This is a genomic window from Acinetobacter sp. AR2-3, from assembly GCF_001878775.1.
GTDB lineage: Bacteria > Pseudomonadota > Gammaproteobacteria > Pseudomonadales > Moraxellaceae > Acinetobacter > Acinetobacter lwoffii_D.
Window position 1 is genome coordinate 1 of record NZ_MJIQ01000041.1, and the last position, 15535, is coordinate 15535.

13 protein-coding genes are annotated in these 15535 nt (G+C 43.4%); 4 read left to right on the forward strand and 9 right to left on the reverse strand.

What is annotated here, in order from left to right; translation table 11 throughout:
- Window positions 1–189: 189 nt before the first annotated feature.
- From BFN00_RS07845 to rpiA, 7 genes are all read right to left on the reverse strand, one after another.
- Window positions 190–543, reverse strand: coding sequence for a YnfA family protein (locus BFN00_RS07845; RefSeq protein WP_071851001.1), 354 nt, complete (start codon window positions 541–543; stop codon window positions 190–192).
- Window positions 544–634: 91 nt separating this feature from the next.
- Window positions 635–2911, reverse strand: coding sequence for an ATP-dependent Clp protease ATP-binding subunit ClpA (gene clpA, locus BFN00_RS07850; protein WP_004646785.1), 2277 nt, complete (start codon window positions 2909–2911; stop codon window positions 635–637).
- Window positions 2912–2920: 9 nt separating this feature from the next.
- Window positions 2921–3334 carry an ATP-dependent Clp protease adapter ClpS gene (gene clpS / locus BFN00_RS07855; RefSeq protein ID WP_004279780.1) on the reverse strand — a complete coding sequence of 138 codons (414 nt, stop codon included), beginning with the start codon at window positions 3332–3334 and terminating at the stop codon, window positions 2921–2923.
- A gap of 18 nt (window positions 3335–3352) precedes the next feature.
- Entirely contained in the window at window positions 3353–4102 is a 750-nt protein-coding gene (locus tag BFN00_RS07860) for a DUF6776 family protein (RefSeq protein ID WP_004279781.1), read from the reverse strand.
- 77 nt (window positions 4103–4179) lie between these two features.
- On the reverse strand, window positions 4180–5235 hold the full coding sequence (gene argC / locus BFN00_RS07865) for an N-acetyl-gamma-glutamyl-phosphate reductase (protein ID WP_171260779.1): 1056 nt from the start codon (window positions 5233–5235) through the stop codon (window positions 4180–4182).
- Window positions 5236–5418: 183 nt separating this feature from the next.
- The gene (locus BFN00_RS07870; protein WP_071851005.1) at window positions 5419–6099 is read right to left on the reverse strand and encodes a M48 family metallopeptidase; all 681 of its coding nucleotides are present in this window, start codon (window positions 6097–6099) and stop codon (window positions 5419–5421) included.
- A 140-nt stretch (window positions 6100–6239) separates the two neighbouring features.
- Entirely contained in the window at window positions 6240–6911 is a 672-nt protein-coding gene (gene rpiA, locus BFN00_RS07875; protein WP_004279784.1) for a ribose-5-phosphate isomerase RpiA, read from the reverse strand.
- A gap of 104 nt (window positions 6912–7015) precedes the next feature.
- Here rpiA and ilvA point away from each other — a divergent pair, with 104 nt between their 5' ends.
- From ilvA to BFN00_RS07895, 4 genes are all read left to right on the forward strand, one after another.
- The gene (ilvA, locus tag BFN00_RS07880; protein ID WP_004646781.1) at window positions 7016–8554 is read left to right on the forward strand and encodes a threonine ammonia-lyase, biosynthetic; all 1539 of its coding nucleotides are present in this window, start codon (window positions 7016–7018) and stop codon (window positions 8552–8554) included.
- Window positions 8555–8706: 152 nt separating this feature from the next.
- Window positions 8707–9174: a hypothetical protein gene (locus BFN00_RS07885; protein WP_071851007.1), complete on the forward strand. Its 468-nt coding sequence runs from the start codon at window positions 8707–8709 to the stop codon at window positions 9172–9174.
- Window positions 9175–9283: 109 nt separating this feature from the next.
- On the forward strand, window positions 9284–9940 hold the full coding sequence (locus tag BFN00_RS07890) for a potassium channel family protein (protein WP_071851009.1): 657 nt from the start codon (window positions 9284–9286) through the stop codon (window positions 9938–9940).
- A complete protein-coding gene (locus tag BFN00_RS07895; RefSeq protein WP_071851011.1) occupies window positions 9937–11277 on the forward strand; it encodes a TrkH family potassium uptake protein in 1341 nt (446 codons plus the stop codon). The genes BFN00_RS07890 and BFN00_RS07895 overlap by 4 nt, the downstream gene beginning before the upstream one ends.
- A 69-nt stretch (window positions 11278–11346) precedes the next feature.
- Here BFN00_RS07895 and BFN00_RS07900 read toward each other — a convergent pair whose 3' ends face one another.
- Both BFN00_RS07900 and BFN00_RS07905 read right to left on the reverse strand, forming a co-directional pair.
- The gene (locus BFN00_RS07900) at window positions 11347–12486 is read right to left on the reverse strand and encodes a phospholipase A (protein WP_071851013.1); all 1140 of its coding nucleotides are present in this window, start codon (window positions 12484–12486) and stop codon (window positions 11347–11349) included.
- A 21-nt stretch (window positions 12487–12507) separates the two neighbouring features.
- Window positions 12508–15447 carry an insulinase family protein gene (locus BFN00_RS07905; RefSeq protein ID WP_071851014.1) on the reverse strand — a complete coding sequence of 980 codons (2940 nt, stop codon included), beginning with the start codon at window positions 15445–15447 and terminating at the stop codon, window positions 12508–12510.
- Between the last annotated feature and the right edge of the window lie 88 nt (window positions 15448–15535).

Below are 15535 nucleotides of genomic sequence, written 5' to 3' on the forward strand. Positions count from 1 at the left end.
GCTTAATTGATGACACGCCCTAGTCTGAGTTCGCAAACACAAACTTATAAAACTGATATTTCCCAGAAAGATTGCAAATTAAAATAATCTAAACCCATAAAACATTTATTTCGATTCAGGATTCAAAAATCGAGAAAACAAAAGGTAGCTATGGCTACCTTTTTTGATGAGGTTTGCTGTTATATCCTGCTAACGCACCAGACCCTGCGGCTGCAAAATAATAATCAACGCGCCCAGTATTACCACTATGCCACCAAGCAAATCCCAACGTGACAGCGTGACTTGATCAACGAAGCGCAACCAAATGAGTGCAGAAAAAATATAGATACCGCCATAAGCGGCGTAAATCCGTCCTGAAGCAGCTGGATGTAAAGTTAATAGCCAGACAAAAGCCGCCAAAGCCAGAGCTGTCGGAATCCATAACCAGTGGCTTCTCCCCTGATTTAAAATCAGGTAGGGAAAATAACAGCCTAAAATTTCCATCAATGCCGTGACTAAAAACAGTAAAAATGTCGTGAACAGCTTGGTAACTTGAATATCCATAATTTATCTTTTAAATGATATAAATTTGATAATTTAAAATATGAGTGCATGAAAAAACCCGTGCAAGCACGGGTTTGATCCTTCTTTTTAATTAGGCTGGTTCAGCAGTCTGATCTTCAAAAACCTCAAGTTTTAAGCCAACCGCTTTACCATTTTCTTTTTTCACCGATACTGCAACATTGCCGCCATTTTCAGCCAGTTCACCAAACAGGATCATCTCAGCCAGCGGTTTTTTCAGGTGTTCCTGAATCAGACGTTGCATTGGACGTGCGCCCATTAAACGGTCATAGCCATGTTCTGACATCCATTCACGTGCACTCTGATCCACTTCCAACATGACTTTTTTGTCATCCAGTTGTGCTTGAAGTTCAGTTAGGAATTTATCCACGACATTTTCTATAATGCTGCTTGGCAATGCCTTGAACTGAATCACGCCGTCAAGACGGTTACGGAATTCCGGCGAGAAGACTTTCTTCATCGCTTCCTGATTGTCGTTGCTATTGTCCTGTTCCATAAAGCCAATGCTGACACGCGAAATACTTTCAGCACCAATATTGGTGGTGAGTACCAAGACCACGTTACGGAAATCAGATTTACGCCCGTTATTATCAGTCAATGAACCATGATCCATAATCTGCAATAAGAGGTTAAACACATCTGGATGCGCTTTTTCGATCTCGTCTAGCAACAGCACACAATGCGGATTTTTGTGAATCGCATCGGTGAGCAAGCCACCCTGATCAAAACCGACATAGCCCGGAGGTGCACCGATCAAACGTGACACTGCATGACGTTCCATGTATTCCGACATATCAAAACGAACCAGTTCCACACCCATCTGTTTCGCGAGCTGCTTGGTCACTTCGGTTTTACCAACACCTGTAGGACCCGCAAAGACAAAACTACCTACAGGCTTATCTGGAGACTTCAAACCGGCACGTGACAGTTTAATTGCAGAAGCCAAGGCCTCAATCGCTTCATCCTGACCAAAGACCACACGTTTTAAATCACGCTCAAGATTTTCCAGCACACTCTTGTCATCTTTAGAGACAGTTTTCGGAGGAATACGCGCAATTTTAGAAACGATGTCTTCAATATTTTCTACGGTGATTAAACTGTCATCTTGTTCTGCTTTGAGACGGCGCTGAGCACCGGCTTCATCAATGACATCAATCGCCTTATCTGGCAAGAAACGGTCGTTGATAAATTTCGCAGAAAGTTCTACCGCAGACACTAAGGCTTGATCTTCATATTCCACATGATGGAAATCTTCAAACTTCGATTTCAGACCACGTAGGATATCAATAGTTTCAGAAATAGATGGCTCATTCACATCAATTTTCTGGAAACGACGCGATAAAGCATGATCTTTCTCAAAGACCTGACGGTATTCCTGGAATGTGGTTGACCCGATGCAGCGTAAAGAACCATTTGCCAGCGCCGGTTTGATCAGATTCGATGCATCCATGGTACTGCCCATACTCGAGCCTGCACCAATAATCATGTGAATTTCATCAATAAACAGCACTGCTTCAGGTTTCTTTTTCAACGCATTTAAAAGCTGTTTCAAGCGTTTTTCAAAGTCGCCACGGTATTTGGTTCCTGCCACCAAAGCACCAATGTCCAGACTGAAAATTTCAGCATTTTCCAGTGGTTTTGGCGCTTTACCATTGACAATTAACCAAGCCAGCCCTTCAGCAATCGAGGTTTTACCGACACCTGGATCACCGACAAGGAGTGGGTTATTTTTACGACGGCGGCAAAGAATTTGCGCGGCACGCTCGATTTCTTTTTCACGACCAATCAGTGGATCGGTCTTACCTTTTTGTGCTTCAACATTCAGGTTAGTGGTATAAAGTTCAAGTGGACCTGAACTTGCTGAAGATGCTGATTCGCCATCTAGATCTTCGATTTCTTCTTCAGACTGTACATCTTCTTTACGGGTACCATGAGACAGGTACTGAGTCAGGGTCAGACGGTTAATTTGATGACGTTTCAGCAGATAGACTGCAAATGAGTCACGCTCAGAATACATGGCAACCAGAATATCAGCACCTTCTACAGTACGATCGCCGCCGCTTGACTGCACGTGAAAAATCGCGCGTTGCAAGATCCGGTCGAAGCTTTCTGTCGGGTGTGGTGCCTGATCACTATTTTCACCAAGTTTAGGGGTATGTTGTTCTACGTACTCTTCTAATTCCTTACGCAACACGATGATGTCCGCACCACATGCTTTAAGCGCATTTACGGCGGAATCGTTGTCAAGCAAGGCTAACAATAAATGTTCTACGGTCAGGAACTCATGTCTCTTTTGACGAGCCATGCTGACAGCCAAACGTAGTGATACTTCTAATTGACGACTGAGCATGTAACCCCCTTAATCTTTAGGCTCTATTTGGCAAAGTAACGGATGACCTTGTGATCGAGCATAATTATTGACTTGGTTCGCTTTGGTCTCCGCAATGTCTCGAGGATAGACCCCAGCTACACCCTTTCCTTCATAATGTACAGTTAGCATTACTTGTGTAGCTTGGTCAAGATTCATTGCAAAGTATTGTTGTAAAATTTCAATTACAAACTCCATCGGCGTATAGTCGTCATTTAATAAAACAACGGCATACAACGGTGGACGTTTCAGTTCTGGCGGTGCAGTCTGTACAGCTAGGTCAGAATCACCGTCTTCAGAGGGTTCATTTGCTAAACGTGGGCTGATATGCCAATCAACGATTCCAGACTCATTAAAAGAATTTTTAATATCACTTAAACACATTTGACGTTTATTGCTTGGCATAAGATTTATATTTCACACTTAATTTGCATTTGCTTCGGTTTTCGGAATTTCTGACAAGGTGGCAGACTGATTTTCGACTGCTTTGCCCTGTTCCCAACTAAAACGACGAATCACAGGCTTGGCACCGGTGAGACGCACTTCAATAAATTCTGGTTTAAAGCCTTTCGGCATGGTCCAGCGGCCAGTGAGTCGCTCATAATTTTCAAAATTAAAGTTTTTATCTTCCAGTGGTACCACCAGAATTTCAGTCCCTTTAATCAGGCGCAGTTCCACACTACCTGAGGCACGACTTTTGCCTGGACTGACCTGAACCAGATCAATCTGATATTCAAAGGCATTTTCCGGCAAAGGTTTAATCGACAGGTTTTGAACCGCCAATGCCAAACCACCACGCTGACGCAAAATTTCGCGATAAATGGTTCCCACACTTTCGGCCTGCACCTGTTCATCACGTGCCTTGGTCATGGCCAGATACAGATCATTGGCATTGCTAACCGCCAGATCACGCTCCTGAACCGCAGTATTCAGTGTCTTGTTCAGTGTTTCCAGACTGGCTTTCTGAGTCTGTACCACATCCACCAGTTGCTCTGCATCTGCATCATAACCCGCCGCAGTCAAACCCTGACGATGTCCTACGGTATATCCGAGTACGCCACTGCTTAAGATCAATACAGCCGCACCAATGGCTAAGGGCGTATTGCCTTTCATGAATGGTTTCTTAGTACCGGGTTCCTGAGGAAGCGTCGTATTTGACTCGTTATTCGGCATTTTGATCTCTTGTTTGCTTTAATCAAGACACACATTTAAATGCAAATCTAAATGTGTGTGAAGTTCTAATACGTTTTTTATGGTAATAAACCAATATTATTTAAGCCAGCATCTTCAGCAAAACCAAACATCAGGTTCATGTTTTGCACAGCCTGACCTGCTGCGCCTTTTACCAGATTGTCTTGTACAACCAGGATCACCAGTTTCGTTGGCTGTGGCTTATACAAGGCAATACGCAACTGATTCGCTCCACGCACTGAACGGGTTTCGGGTGAACTGCCTGCCGGCATGACATCGACAAATGCTTCATTGGCATAGAACTGCTCATATAGCGCTTGTAAATCTGCGGTTTGCCCTGCTTCAGTTAAATCGATATAGATGGTCGACAACATACCACGAATCATCGGCACCAAATGCGGTACAAATAAAATATGATCAAACACATTTTTTTGACCTGAAATTTTTTCCAATGCTTTGACAATTTCAGGGTGATGACGATGACCCGCTACACCATAGGCCTTAAAATTATCGGAATTTTCAGAATAAATCATGCCCAGACTGGCTTTACGACCTGCACCTGATACACCAGATTTGGCATCGATAATAATGCTTTCAGGTTTCACCAATGCTTCAGCCGCTTTTAAGACTGGCGCCAGACCCAACTGAACTGTAGTTGGATAACACCCCGGATTCCCGATCACACTGGCCTTTTTAATTTCTTCACGATTTAGCTCAGATAAACCATAAACAGAATCTTTTAACAGTTCTGGACATGCATGTTGCATGCCATACCATTTTTCAAACTGTTCAAGATCTTGTAAACGAAAATCTGCCGCCAAGTCGATCACTTTGGTATTTGCAGCAACCAGCTCTTCGGCATGTTTCATTGCGACACCATGCGGCGTTGCAAAGAACACCACATCGCATGATTTTAATAAACCCAGACTCAAATCAGAAAATTTAAGATTGGTATGCCCGCGCAAGCTTGGGAACATGTCATCTACACGACGACCTGCTTCAGTACGTGATGTCAGTGCTGTTACATTTACATCTGGATGTCGTAGCAAAAGACGCAAAAGTTCAACGCCTGTATAACCCGTACCACCCACAATACCCACTGAAATCACGATGATTACCTCAAATAAATGTTTCCTTTATACAGCCTAGTATGACAGGAAGTTGAGGTTTTCTAAACCATTTCACTGGGGTTTGCTGGTTTTTTAATTGATCAGTAGGATAAGTCCGATTTTGATCATGAAACTTTTAATTTGCTTAGGCTATTTCAATAGAGTTATATGGACTTATTAATTATGGTTTTAGGCACCCCACCAATATGGCAACGGCGTATTTTTCAGCGTTATACGATGCTGCTGGAAATGCTGATCATACTTAGCAACTTCTGCCCAAAAGCGTGGACTATGATCAAAATGCTTTGTGTGTACCAGTTCATGGACAGCGACATAATGCGTGACCTCTTCAGGAAATAATACCAGCGCGCTGTTCAACATAATGTCATGCTTGGCAGAACAACTGCCCCAACGGGTTTTAGGTTGTCGAATACTGCAGTTTTTAAAAGGCAACCGACATTGCTGTGAGACAAGATTTAAATATGAAGGAAGCTGTTCTTTTGCGTAGGCAATCACGAAAGTTTTTAAATATTCTTCAGGATGTCGGTCACTGATCCAAAGCTGTAGATCTTCATAATCAAAAATAAAGTTGTTTTTCTGGCTGTGATAAGAAATTTTTACTGCTGCTTTTAGATTGAATAACCGCAGCTCACTCGGTAGCGTCCGGTCAATATTTTCGATTTTTTCCTGCTGGGATTGCCAGGTTTTAATCAGCCAGCTTTCAGATTGTTCGATAAAATGCTGTATCTGTTTTTTGCTGCAAAAAACCGGTGCTGTCAGACGAATCTGGGTCGCATCGACACGCAAACGTAACCGTGTTGAACGGACATTTCGGGTGATTTGAATTTCGGGTAGGTCGGATAAGGTCATTATAGTTTTTTTTAATCTCCCCAAACCCCTTTTTTTCAAAGAGGGGCTTTTAAAAGTCTCCCTTCTTGCACTTGTTTTTAAAGCAGTGTTTTAAAACTTCGCTCAGGGAGATTTAGAGGGATTTTTTCTAGAAAGTTTAATTAAACCGCAGTACGCTCTTCAATTCCGTTATCCGTCGCGACAATGGCGATATCTGCTTTATTAATCGCAAAGATCCCGTTACACACCACGCCCGGAATATCGTTTAAGGTTTTTTCCAGTTCAAGCGCATTTAGAATATTCAGGTTGTACACGTCTAGAATCACGTTACCGTTGTCAGTTACCACACCTTCACGATAAGCAGGATCGCCACCCAAAGATACAATTTTACGCGCAACCGCAGAACGTGCCATTGGAATCACTTCTACAGGAAGCGGAAACTCACGACCCAATTGTCCAACCCATTTTGAATCATCCACGATACACACGAATTTTTTTGCAATCGACGCGACAATCTTTTCGCGTGTCAGCGCTGCGCCGCCACCTTTGATCATATGCATATGACGATCAATTTCGTCCGCACCATCAACATAAGCATCCAGACCACTAACAGAGTTCATATCCACCACTTCAATGCCGAGTTTTTTCAAGCGCTGTGCAGTTGCTTCTGAACTGGCTACCGCAGCTTCCAATTGCAGCTCAGGTAATAAGTCAATTAAAAAGTTTACAGTACTGCCTGTACCTACGCCTAAAATGCCCCCTTTTGGCAAGTGTTTTAAAGCGGCTTTGGCTGCTGCTTGTTTTTTCTCATCTTGGGTTGCATATAGACTCATGGCTTCACTCAACTATTTTGGACTTTTGCAGCTTTTTTAAACCGCAAAGCCGTGTGGTTTGTTACAATAAGCCCCTATTTTAAACTGTTAGATGGAAAATTAACATGCTGTCTCGTTTGGTTCGACAAATTTTACAAGCAACGGTCTACGATGTTGCAATCGAAACTCCACTCGAAGCAGCGCCACGAATTAGCGAACGACTCAATAATAACATCCGCTTTAAACGTGAAGATTTACAACCGGTTTTTTCATTCAAACTACGCGGTGCCTATAACCGTATTAGTCAACTACCGAAATCACAAATGGAACGTGGCGTTATTACTGCTTCAGCGGGCAACCATGCACAGGGCGTGGCACTCTCAGGGAAAAAGCTGGGTATTCGCGCGATTATTGTGATGCCTAAAACCACACCTGATATCAAGGTACAGGCGGTTAAACGTCTGGGTGGCGAAGTGGTTTTGCATGGTGATTCATTTGATGTTGCCAATAAATATGCGATTCAACGTGCCCAGGAAGATGGGATGACTTTCATTCCGCCTTATGATGATGAACTGGTGATTGCTGGCCAAGGCACCATTGCCAATGAAATTCTTCGCCAATGGCGCGATGTGGATTACGTGTTTGTCGCAGTTGGCGGTGGTGGCCTGATCGCAGGTGTTGCAGCGTATTTAGGTGATGTCGCACCCCACGTTAAAGTCATTCCAGTGGAATACGACGAATCTGCCTGTTTAAAAGCTGCTTTAGAAGCAAATGAACGTGTGATTCTCCCATCTGTGGGCTTGTTTGCTGATGGTACAGCTGTAGCCCAAATTGGTGAAAAACCATTTGATGTGATTCGTCTGCAAAAATCGGACAATTCTGGCCCAATCGTGGAACCGAATGTGGTGCTGGTGAATACGGATGAAGTCTGTGCAGCGATTAAAGACACTTATGACGAATGCCGTAGCATTGTAGAACCATCTGGTGCAATGGCTCTGGCAGGTATTAAAAAATACGTGGCTGAACATGGCATCGAAGGGAAGAACATGGTGTCGATTGTCTGCGGCGCCAATATGAACTTCGACCGTTTACGTTATATCGCTGAACGTACCGAACTGGGTGAACGCAAAGAAGCGATTTTTGCCGTGACCATTCCAGAACAGAAAGGTTCATTCCTGAGCTTCTGTCGTGCTTTGCAAGGTCGTAATATTACTGAATTTAACTATCGTGCCAGCGATGCTTCTGCGGCACAGGTCTTTGTCGGTATTAGTCTGAAAAATGGCGAGAAAGAACGTCAGGAAATTTATGAAACCTTAAAGTTCCAGTATGACGTTGATGATCTGTCTGATGACGAAGTGGCCAAACTGCATATCCGTTACCTGATCGGTGGTCATGCCGATATTGAAAATGAACGCCTGTTCCGAGTGGAATTCCCGGAGCGTCCTGGCGCTTTACTGATGTTCCTGGAACGTCTGGGCCCGACCCATAACATTACCCTGTTCCACTACCGTAACCACGGCGCTGCTGAAGGACGTGTTCTGGTGGGTCTTGAAGCGACCGATGCACAACAAAATCCGGACGGTTTGATCGAAACTCTCGAAACCATTACCTATCCATATCAGGAAATTACCAATAATCTGGGTTATCAACGTTTCTTGAAGTAATTCTCTCAAACATAAACCGCCTTTCGAGGCGGTTTTTTTAGGATGATATTCTAGGCAGATTTAAAAATGTATCATGAATGAAAACACCAATTATCCATTAATTTCCAATCTTGTTAAAATTAAAAATAATTACAAAAATAGAACCTTAAGATATGAATATCACTTTTATTATTATTTTGCTCACCACTTTATTTGTCTATTTATACGGCTATCCAGCATACAAATTAAATCAAGAAGAAGATCGCGTTCGAACAAGTATGAAAAATATTCCCAGTAATGCAACCGCAAATAACCTCAGCAACATCGCTGGTATAGAGGCACATTCAGAAATACTCAACCAGTATCCCAAATTTGTTGTTTATATTTTTCTAGATCATTATAAAGAAGTGAAATTAGATCCTAAAATTTCAGCTTTTGTAAAAAGCTTTTCTTGTGCCTCAATCGATAATTTAAAAACTTATCCTCAACTTAAACGCCAAGCCACACTCAATATCATGAAGGATGATCATCATGAATTCAAATACATCATCCAAAACACCTATGGAACCTTATATACACATCGTCAGGTTATGTCTGATTGTCCAAATTTTCAATCTGTACTTCAGATGAAAGAAGCGTAAATACTTCAAAGATTTGTACTATTTTTACCTAAAAACTATAGCTGAAGAATCGCCTTCTCATTACCATAGCGAATATAACGAATGACATAAAGATAACGAAGGACAATCCATGGCATTATTTGCAGTCATCGGGCTTGGCAGTTTTGGTGCGACCGTGGCCACACAGCTCATCAGTCTGAAGCATGAAGTGATCGGGATCGATCTGAATAAAAAATATGTCGAAAATATTTCCGATCAACTGACCCATGCCGTAATTGCCGATGCAACCGATGAACATGTACTCGACGAGTTGAATATTCAGCGCTGTGATGCCGTTGTCGTTGCGATTGGAGAAGATATTGAAGCCAGCATTCTGTGTGTATTGCATTTAAAAAATATGGGCGTGAAGAAAATCTGGGTAAAAGCTAAATCCAAATCCCACCACATGATTCTGACCCATCTCAATGTCGAAAAAATTATTCATCCTGAAGAAGATATGGGCGTTCGGGTGGCACAATCATTAAGCTATCCGATGGTTAGTCGCTATATGGCGCTTGAAGATGATCATTACATTGTCAAAATTGAAATTCATGCAGATCATCATGGTACGCCACTGAATCAGTTGATGAAGCATGCGCCTGAAATCACCACCTTATTACATAAACGCGGATCTACATTGCAATATCACGTAGATACCAATCAGATTCTTCAGGAAGGCGATATTTTACTGGTTGAAGGATTGCTGGAACCTTTGCGCCGTCTTGCTAAATATTTTAAACACCTATGAAAAGTTATGATTTAAAGCAACACAGGACGATTAACCTCAGTCCTCCGAGCTTACTGGCTTTGGGTTTTCTCGGATTAATTCTGATTGGCTCATTACTTCTGATGCTGCCTATCGCCCATCATGGAGAAATCAGCTGGCTGGAGGCGATATTTACAGCAACTTCTGCTGTGACCATTACCGGGCTATCGGTGGTAAATGTCGGTGATGCCTATACCGTATTCGGCCAAATCGTGATTATGTTTTTGTTGCAATTCGGCGGCTTGGGTTTTATGACCTTTGCCATTCTGGCAGTGATGAGTCTGGCACCGCAACTGGGGCTAAAACAACAAGTCATGGCACAGGAGTCCATCGGACAAACCAGTCTGAAGAAAGTCAGTTTTACCATTAAAGCCGTGTTTTTATATTCTCTATTCTTTGAAGCAATCGGTACGCTGATTCTGACTTTGGCTTGGCTCAAAGAATATCAGTTTAGCGATGCACTATTTTATGCAGCTTTTTATAGCGTCTCCGCTTTTAATAATGGTGGATTTTCGCTTTTTCCAAACAGCTTGATGAGCTTTTCAGGGCAGTATCTGATTACCTTTACCATCAGTATGCTCTATATCATTGGTGGTATCGGTTTTCTGGTGCTAATGGATGTCAAAGAACATAAACGCTGGCGTAAGTTGAGTACCAACAGCAAGCTAATCCTCTCAACGATTCTGGGTCTGAACCTCAGTGCTTTTATCGTACTTTGGCTATTAGAGGCTTCCAATCCGCAAACTTTGGGCCTGATGAGTTTAGGCGATCAGGCCGTGAATGCCTGGTTCCATGCCACCGTTCCCCGCTCTTCGGGTTTTAATAGCTTGCCGATGGAACAAATGAGTGATGCATCCACTTTAGTTACCATATTTCTGATGTTTATTGGTGGAGGTTCCTTAAGTACGGCGGGCGGCATTAAAGTCGGTACCTTTATTATTGTGGTGATCAGCGTAATCAGTTTTTTAAGACGCGAAGATGAAATCCGGCTGTTTAATCACTCTATTCCTGAAAAAACCACCTTTAAAGCCTTGGCCGTTTTGTGTATTACTGCAGCGCTGATCATGATGGGTTTTATGAGCTTATTAATTCTGGAACCTGAGCAGGATTTTCTGGATCTGTTGTTTGAAGCTGTGTCTGCAGCTTGTACCGTCGGTTTGTCCCGAGGTGTCACTGAAGACTTACAACCGGCCAGTTTGATCATTCTGATGTTGTTAATGTTCGCAGGTCGTCTAGGGCCACTGACACTTGCTTATTTTATTGCCACTCCAAAAAAGAGTCGTCTCAAACATCCGCCTGCAGAAATCCAGATTGGCTAATCCACCTATAAAAAACCATGCCGCAGCATGGTTTTTTATTTTCATTCCAAAATGTTTAAAGTTGGAATCCTAGAACCAGTTCATCAAGGAAACACCTAAACCGACATAAGTGGCACGGTGATTATAATCAATCAGGCTTTCTCCGTAACCATCAAATAGTTGGAATTGACCACGCAAACGCCCACTGATCGGGAATGACCAGTCGATCTGTACGGCTCCACGGTTTTCATCTCCACCTTTTAAGGTATGTCGCAGCATCAATGAAAAATCATGCTCCTTATAACGATAAAATGCGGTCATGTCTCCACGGCCAATGTAGTTTTTGATTTCGGGATTGTTATCATCTTCTCGCTTCTCTTCAAAGCGATACCAAGGACGAACCATCAAGGCAAAATTGTCTTTTTCAAAACCAAGATTCAGCATCACCCGGTTCCAGCTACGTGATAACGGATCAGAACGACCATTGGACTGATGATTGATAGTCAGTCCCAACATGCGCCAGTTCAGACCCAAAAGATCATAGTTGGTTCGAAAAACTAAACTTGCTTCAGGTTCATAGTTGGTTTCACGAAACGGACGTGATTCTTCCGAGTTATATACCTGCCAACGCGAAGACTGAGTATAACCAAGCCAGAGATCACCATTATCGCCCAAGATATTTTCAACTGCCTTGGTCTTTAAAGACAACTGAAACTTTGCTTCGGTTGAGGTGAGATTTTGATCTTCCTTCACCGTATTTTCCGGATTTTCACTTTGAGGGAATTCATTTTTCTTTGATGTCCAAAAACCTGGCATCAAATACACTGGCTGATAAGAACGGATGTTCCAAGTGCCTAATTTACTTTCCGGAGAGAGTTCCCAGCGGCTATCCAGCAAAGACAGATTCGGCGTCAGCTTTGATCCTTCAGAAGCATAAATATTGGAAACGGTTTGACCAATTTTCGCTTTTAAATTGTCGGGCTCAGGCGCAATTTCTGCTGCTGCACGACGTTCAGAAACGATTGCAGGCTTCTCAGTGACCGGAATTTTAAATAAAGCATCATAGCAAGCCAGACGCTCTGCACTACTTTCCAGTGCGGCACAGGCTTCGGCCGTTGCCGGCATGGGGCTGTTAACTACTATTTCTTCCGCATTCACTTGCGTCCCAACTGCACAGCCCAGCAATACGCTCAGCTGCAGAGTTGAGCGCTTAAACAAATTAAGCGCCATCCCTTATCCTCTTCTTTTTATTTATAGAACTTGTTGAATTACAAAACCAAGCTGCTCCAGCATTTCACGTTTTGCCACTGGTGCCACAACTGCTTTCGTCGCCTGCTGCTCGACCAGATAGGTCTGTGCAACACGCTGCAAATCATCCAATGTGACATTCAATAAACGTTCACGTAATTTTTTACGGAACGCTGGTGTACGTTGATGCAGATAGGCATAACATGCAGTAATGGCTTCGCCTGCTGGTGAACCCGGTTTATCCATACTGGCAATCAGACCCAGAATGGCTTCTTCCAGTTGATGCGGCTGTTGTGGTGCATTGAGTAACCACTGGATACTGGCATCAAAATCCTGGAAAGTTTCTGCCAGACGTGGGTCACGATAGCTGTAGAAACGGAATGAACAAGCATTGCCGTCATAGCTCGCACCGCCACCATAGGCACCGCCTTTTTCACGAATGGCGCTGTGCAGGAAGCCATTACGCAAATATCCAGCCAGTACCATCAATGCAGCAGCATCAGGATGTGAGACTTCAACTGCCGGATAAGCAGCCGCACAGAACTGGACATTGGCTTGAATCAACCAGGCTTCGTGCTGATCATGGGTTACTTTTTCGACTTGAGTCAGTGCAACCGGTGCAGAATCCACCGCAAGCTTGTCCCAGACATTCTGGATTTCTTCAATCAGATGCTCAGATTGTGGTTCTTCACAGACTAACAGGAACTGCTTCGGCGCTTGCAACAAGACGCGATGAATTCGTTTTAACTCATCAATCAGCAGATCATATTCAGCCGGATCTTTTTCGATCTTAGACACCAGTTCGATCAGCCAGTTTAATGCGCCAAGACCGGTATTATGATAATCACGCAAAGCCAATGCACTATGCTGGCGTGAAGCCGTTTGCATTGCATAGCTATGTCCAGAACCGGAAATACGTGACTGCCAGCGCGTTTTACGCTGTTGTAACAGCTCAACAATACGGTCTTTCTCATCAAAGCGAAGCTGTTCAAAACCGATCTTTAACAGACGAATCGCATCCAGATGATTCACCAAAGATTTGGTGGTCAGGGTTAGCCAGGCAGTAATCTTGTTTTTGTCATCGACTTTAGAACGCAAAGACGCGCCCATGCCCAGACCGCCGCTTACCGCTGTTTGCAGTTGCTGGAACTCAAGATAATCATACTCACCTGCACCGACTTCACCCATCAGGATTGAAAGCAGGTTAAAGTAAGGCGACTGCACCACTTCATCCGGAATATTAACCAGAACCTGTTGATAATAAATACCATTAGTACCGGCATGATACAGATTCAATGGCGTATCGACGTGGTTACAGATAATCTCACGCAACTGGCCTTGAACAATCTGCAATTCCGCAGGGACATCTTCCAAACCGACTTTCGGCAACAAGTTCAAGTCATCCGGTGTGTCCTGACGCACATTTAATGCCTCAGTCTGCGCAATAATTTCAGCTTTTTGCTCTTCAGTCAGATTCTTGCCAATTTCAGCCAGACGCGCTTTTTCATCCGCTGCTTCTTTGGCAGATTTGGTCGCATCCGGAACCAGCGTCAGTTGGACACGATGTGGATTATCTAGCAGATGCTCTTTGATCAGATTGGATAACCACATTGGATCTTGCAGTTCTTCTTTGACTGCAGCAATTGCAGAGTCCACATCCCAAACTTCGACCGGATCACGGTGATGAATCGCACTGCCCAGACCGCTCAGGATCAAGCTTAGACCATACGGCGTACCATCGCCATTGATTTCACGCTGATGCAATTCAATTTGATGCAGGATCGCATCGACCATGTTCTGATCGACCGGTTTAGAGGCGACATCTTCCAGAACCTTGAATACACCATTTTTAAATTCTTCTGCATGTTCAGGATTTGAACCTTGCACCGCACAGTAGAAAGTCATTTCAAAGTTAGAATCATCCACGCCCATGAATGGACCTGTTGCATCGGCATAACCACAAGTTTCTAGATAATGACGCAGTGGTGATGCAGAATCTTCAAGCAAAATACCTTCGACTAAACGCATGCCTAAACGCAGTTTAATATCACTGGCTTCCGGCAATAACCAAGACAGCACATGATAGGTCTTGTCCTGCAGGTCTTCGGCATCAACCGCATAGCTGTCTGTAACCGTCAATGGTGCAGTCAAACGGGTTTCAGGTGTTGGATACAGCGTCTGACCTTTTTCAAATTTAGACAATGCCAGATTTTCAAACTGCTCTTGCAATTCGAATGCGGTTTTATTGCCAAAGGTCATGAACACTGCATTACTTGGATGGTAATGTGACTTATAGAAATCAACTAACTCTTGGTAAGTCAGATCAGGAATATCTTTGGGATCACCGCCAGAATTATAGTGATAAGTCGTATTCGGGAATAAATGATGCGCCAGCGTGTGATAAAGCTGATCTGAAGGTGAACTCATCGCACCTTTCATTTCATTAAAAACTACGCCTTTATAGACAGGCTCGCCATTTTCCAGCTCAATACGAATGCCTTCCTGGGCAAAATCTAGTGGATTCAGGTTCGCAGCAAATGCGGCATCCATATACACTTCAAGCAGGTTTTGGAAATCTTTGCTGTTCTGCGTCGCAAATGGATATGCAGTCCAGTCCGCCGCAGTAAAGGCATTCATGAAAGTATTCAGTGAACGGCGAATCATCAGGAAGAATGGATCACGCACCGGGAATTTCTCTGAACCACACAGCGCAGTATGTTCCAGAATATGTGCTTCACCTTTAGAATCCATCGGCTGGGTACGAAACGCCACCAGAAAGACATTTTCGTCGTGATTGGTCGCCAGATGATAATGCGTGGCGCCAGTCACTTTATGTTTATATTCAGACACGAAAATGTCTAAAGCTTCAACATGTTGTTGACGTACCAACTGAAACGCAGGATGTACAGTTTGAGAAATGGTTTCAGTGACATCTACAGTCATGCGATCTCCTAATGCTTTAATTAAAATAACTAAGCGCATTATAGCTTTAGTTATCTGAATTATTCACGTTGAAAACCGAGGATTTTGA

Excerpts from the sequence above, each read along its gene's own strand:
- BFN00_RS07845 (WP_071851001.1), bottom strand. The coding sequence starts at position 543 with ATGGATATTCAAGTTACCAAGCTGTTCACGACATTTTTACTGTTTTTA.
- clpA (WP_004646785.1), bottom strand. The coding sequence starts at position 2,911 with ATGCTCAGTCGTCAATTAGAAGTATCACTACGTTTGGCTGTCAGCATG.
- clpS (WP_004279780.1), bottom strand. The coding sequence starts at position 3,334 with ATGCCAAGCAATAAACGTCAAATGTGTTTAAGTGATATTAAAAATTCT.
- BFN00_RS07860 (WP_004279781.1), bottom strand. The coding sequence starts at position 4,102 with ATGCCGAATAACGAGTCAAATACGACGCTTCCTCAGGAACCCGGTACT.
- BFN00_RS07870 (WP_071851005.1), bottom strand. The coding sequence starts at position 6,099 with ATGACCTTATCCGACCTACCCGAAATTCAAATCACCCGAAATGTCCGT.
- rpiA (WP_004279784.1), bottom strand. The coding sequence starts at position 6,911 with ATGAGTCTATATGCAACCCAAGATGAGAAAAAACAAGCAGCAGCCAAA.
- ilvA (WP_004646781.1), top strand. The coding sequence starts at position 7,016 with ATGCTGTCTCGTTTGGTTCGACAAATTTTACAAGCAACGGTCTACGAT.
- BFN00_RS07885 (WP_071851007.1), top strand. The coding sequence starts at position 8,707 with ATGAATATCACTTTTATTATTATTTTGCTCACCACTTTATTTGTCTAT.
- BFN00_RS07890 (WP_071851009.1), top strand. The coding sequence starts at position 9,284 with ATGGCATTATTTGCAGTCATCGGGCTTGGCAGTTTTGGTGCGACCGTG.
- BFN00_RS07895 (WP_071851011.1), top strand. The coding sequence starts at position 9,937 with ATGAAAAGTTATGATTTAAAGCAACACAGGACGATTAACCTCAGTCCT.
- BFN00_RS07900 (WP_071851013.1), bottom strand. The coding sequence starts at position 12,486 with ATGGCGCTTAATTTGTTTAAGCGCTCAACTCTGCAGCTGAGCGTATTG.
- BFN00_RS07905 (WP_071851014.1), bottom strand. The coding sequence starts at position 15,447 with ATGACTGTAGATGTCACTGAAACCATTTCTCAAACTGTACATCCTGCG.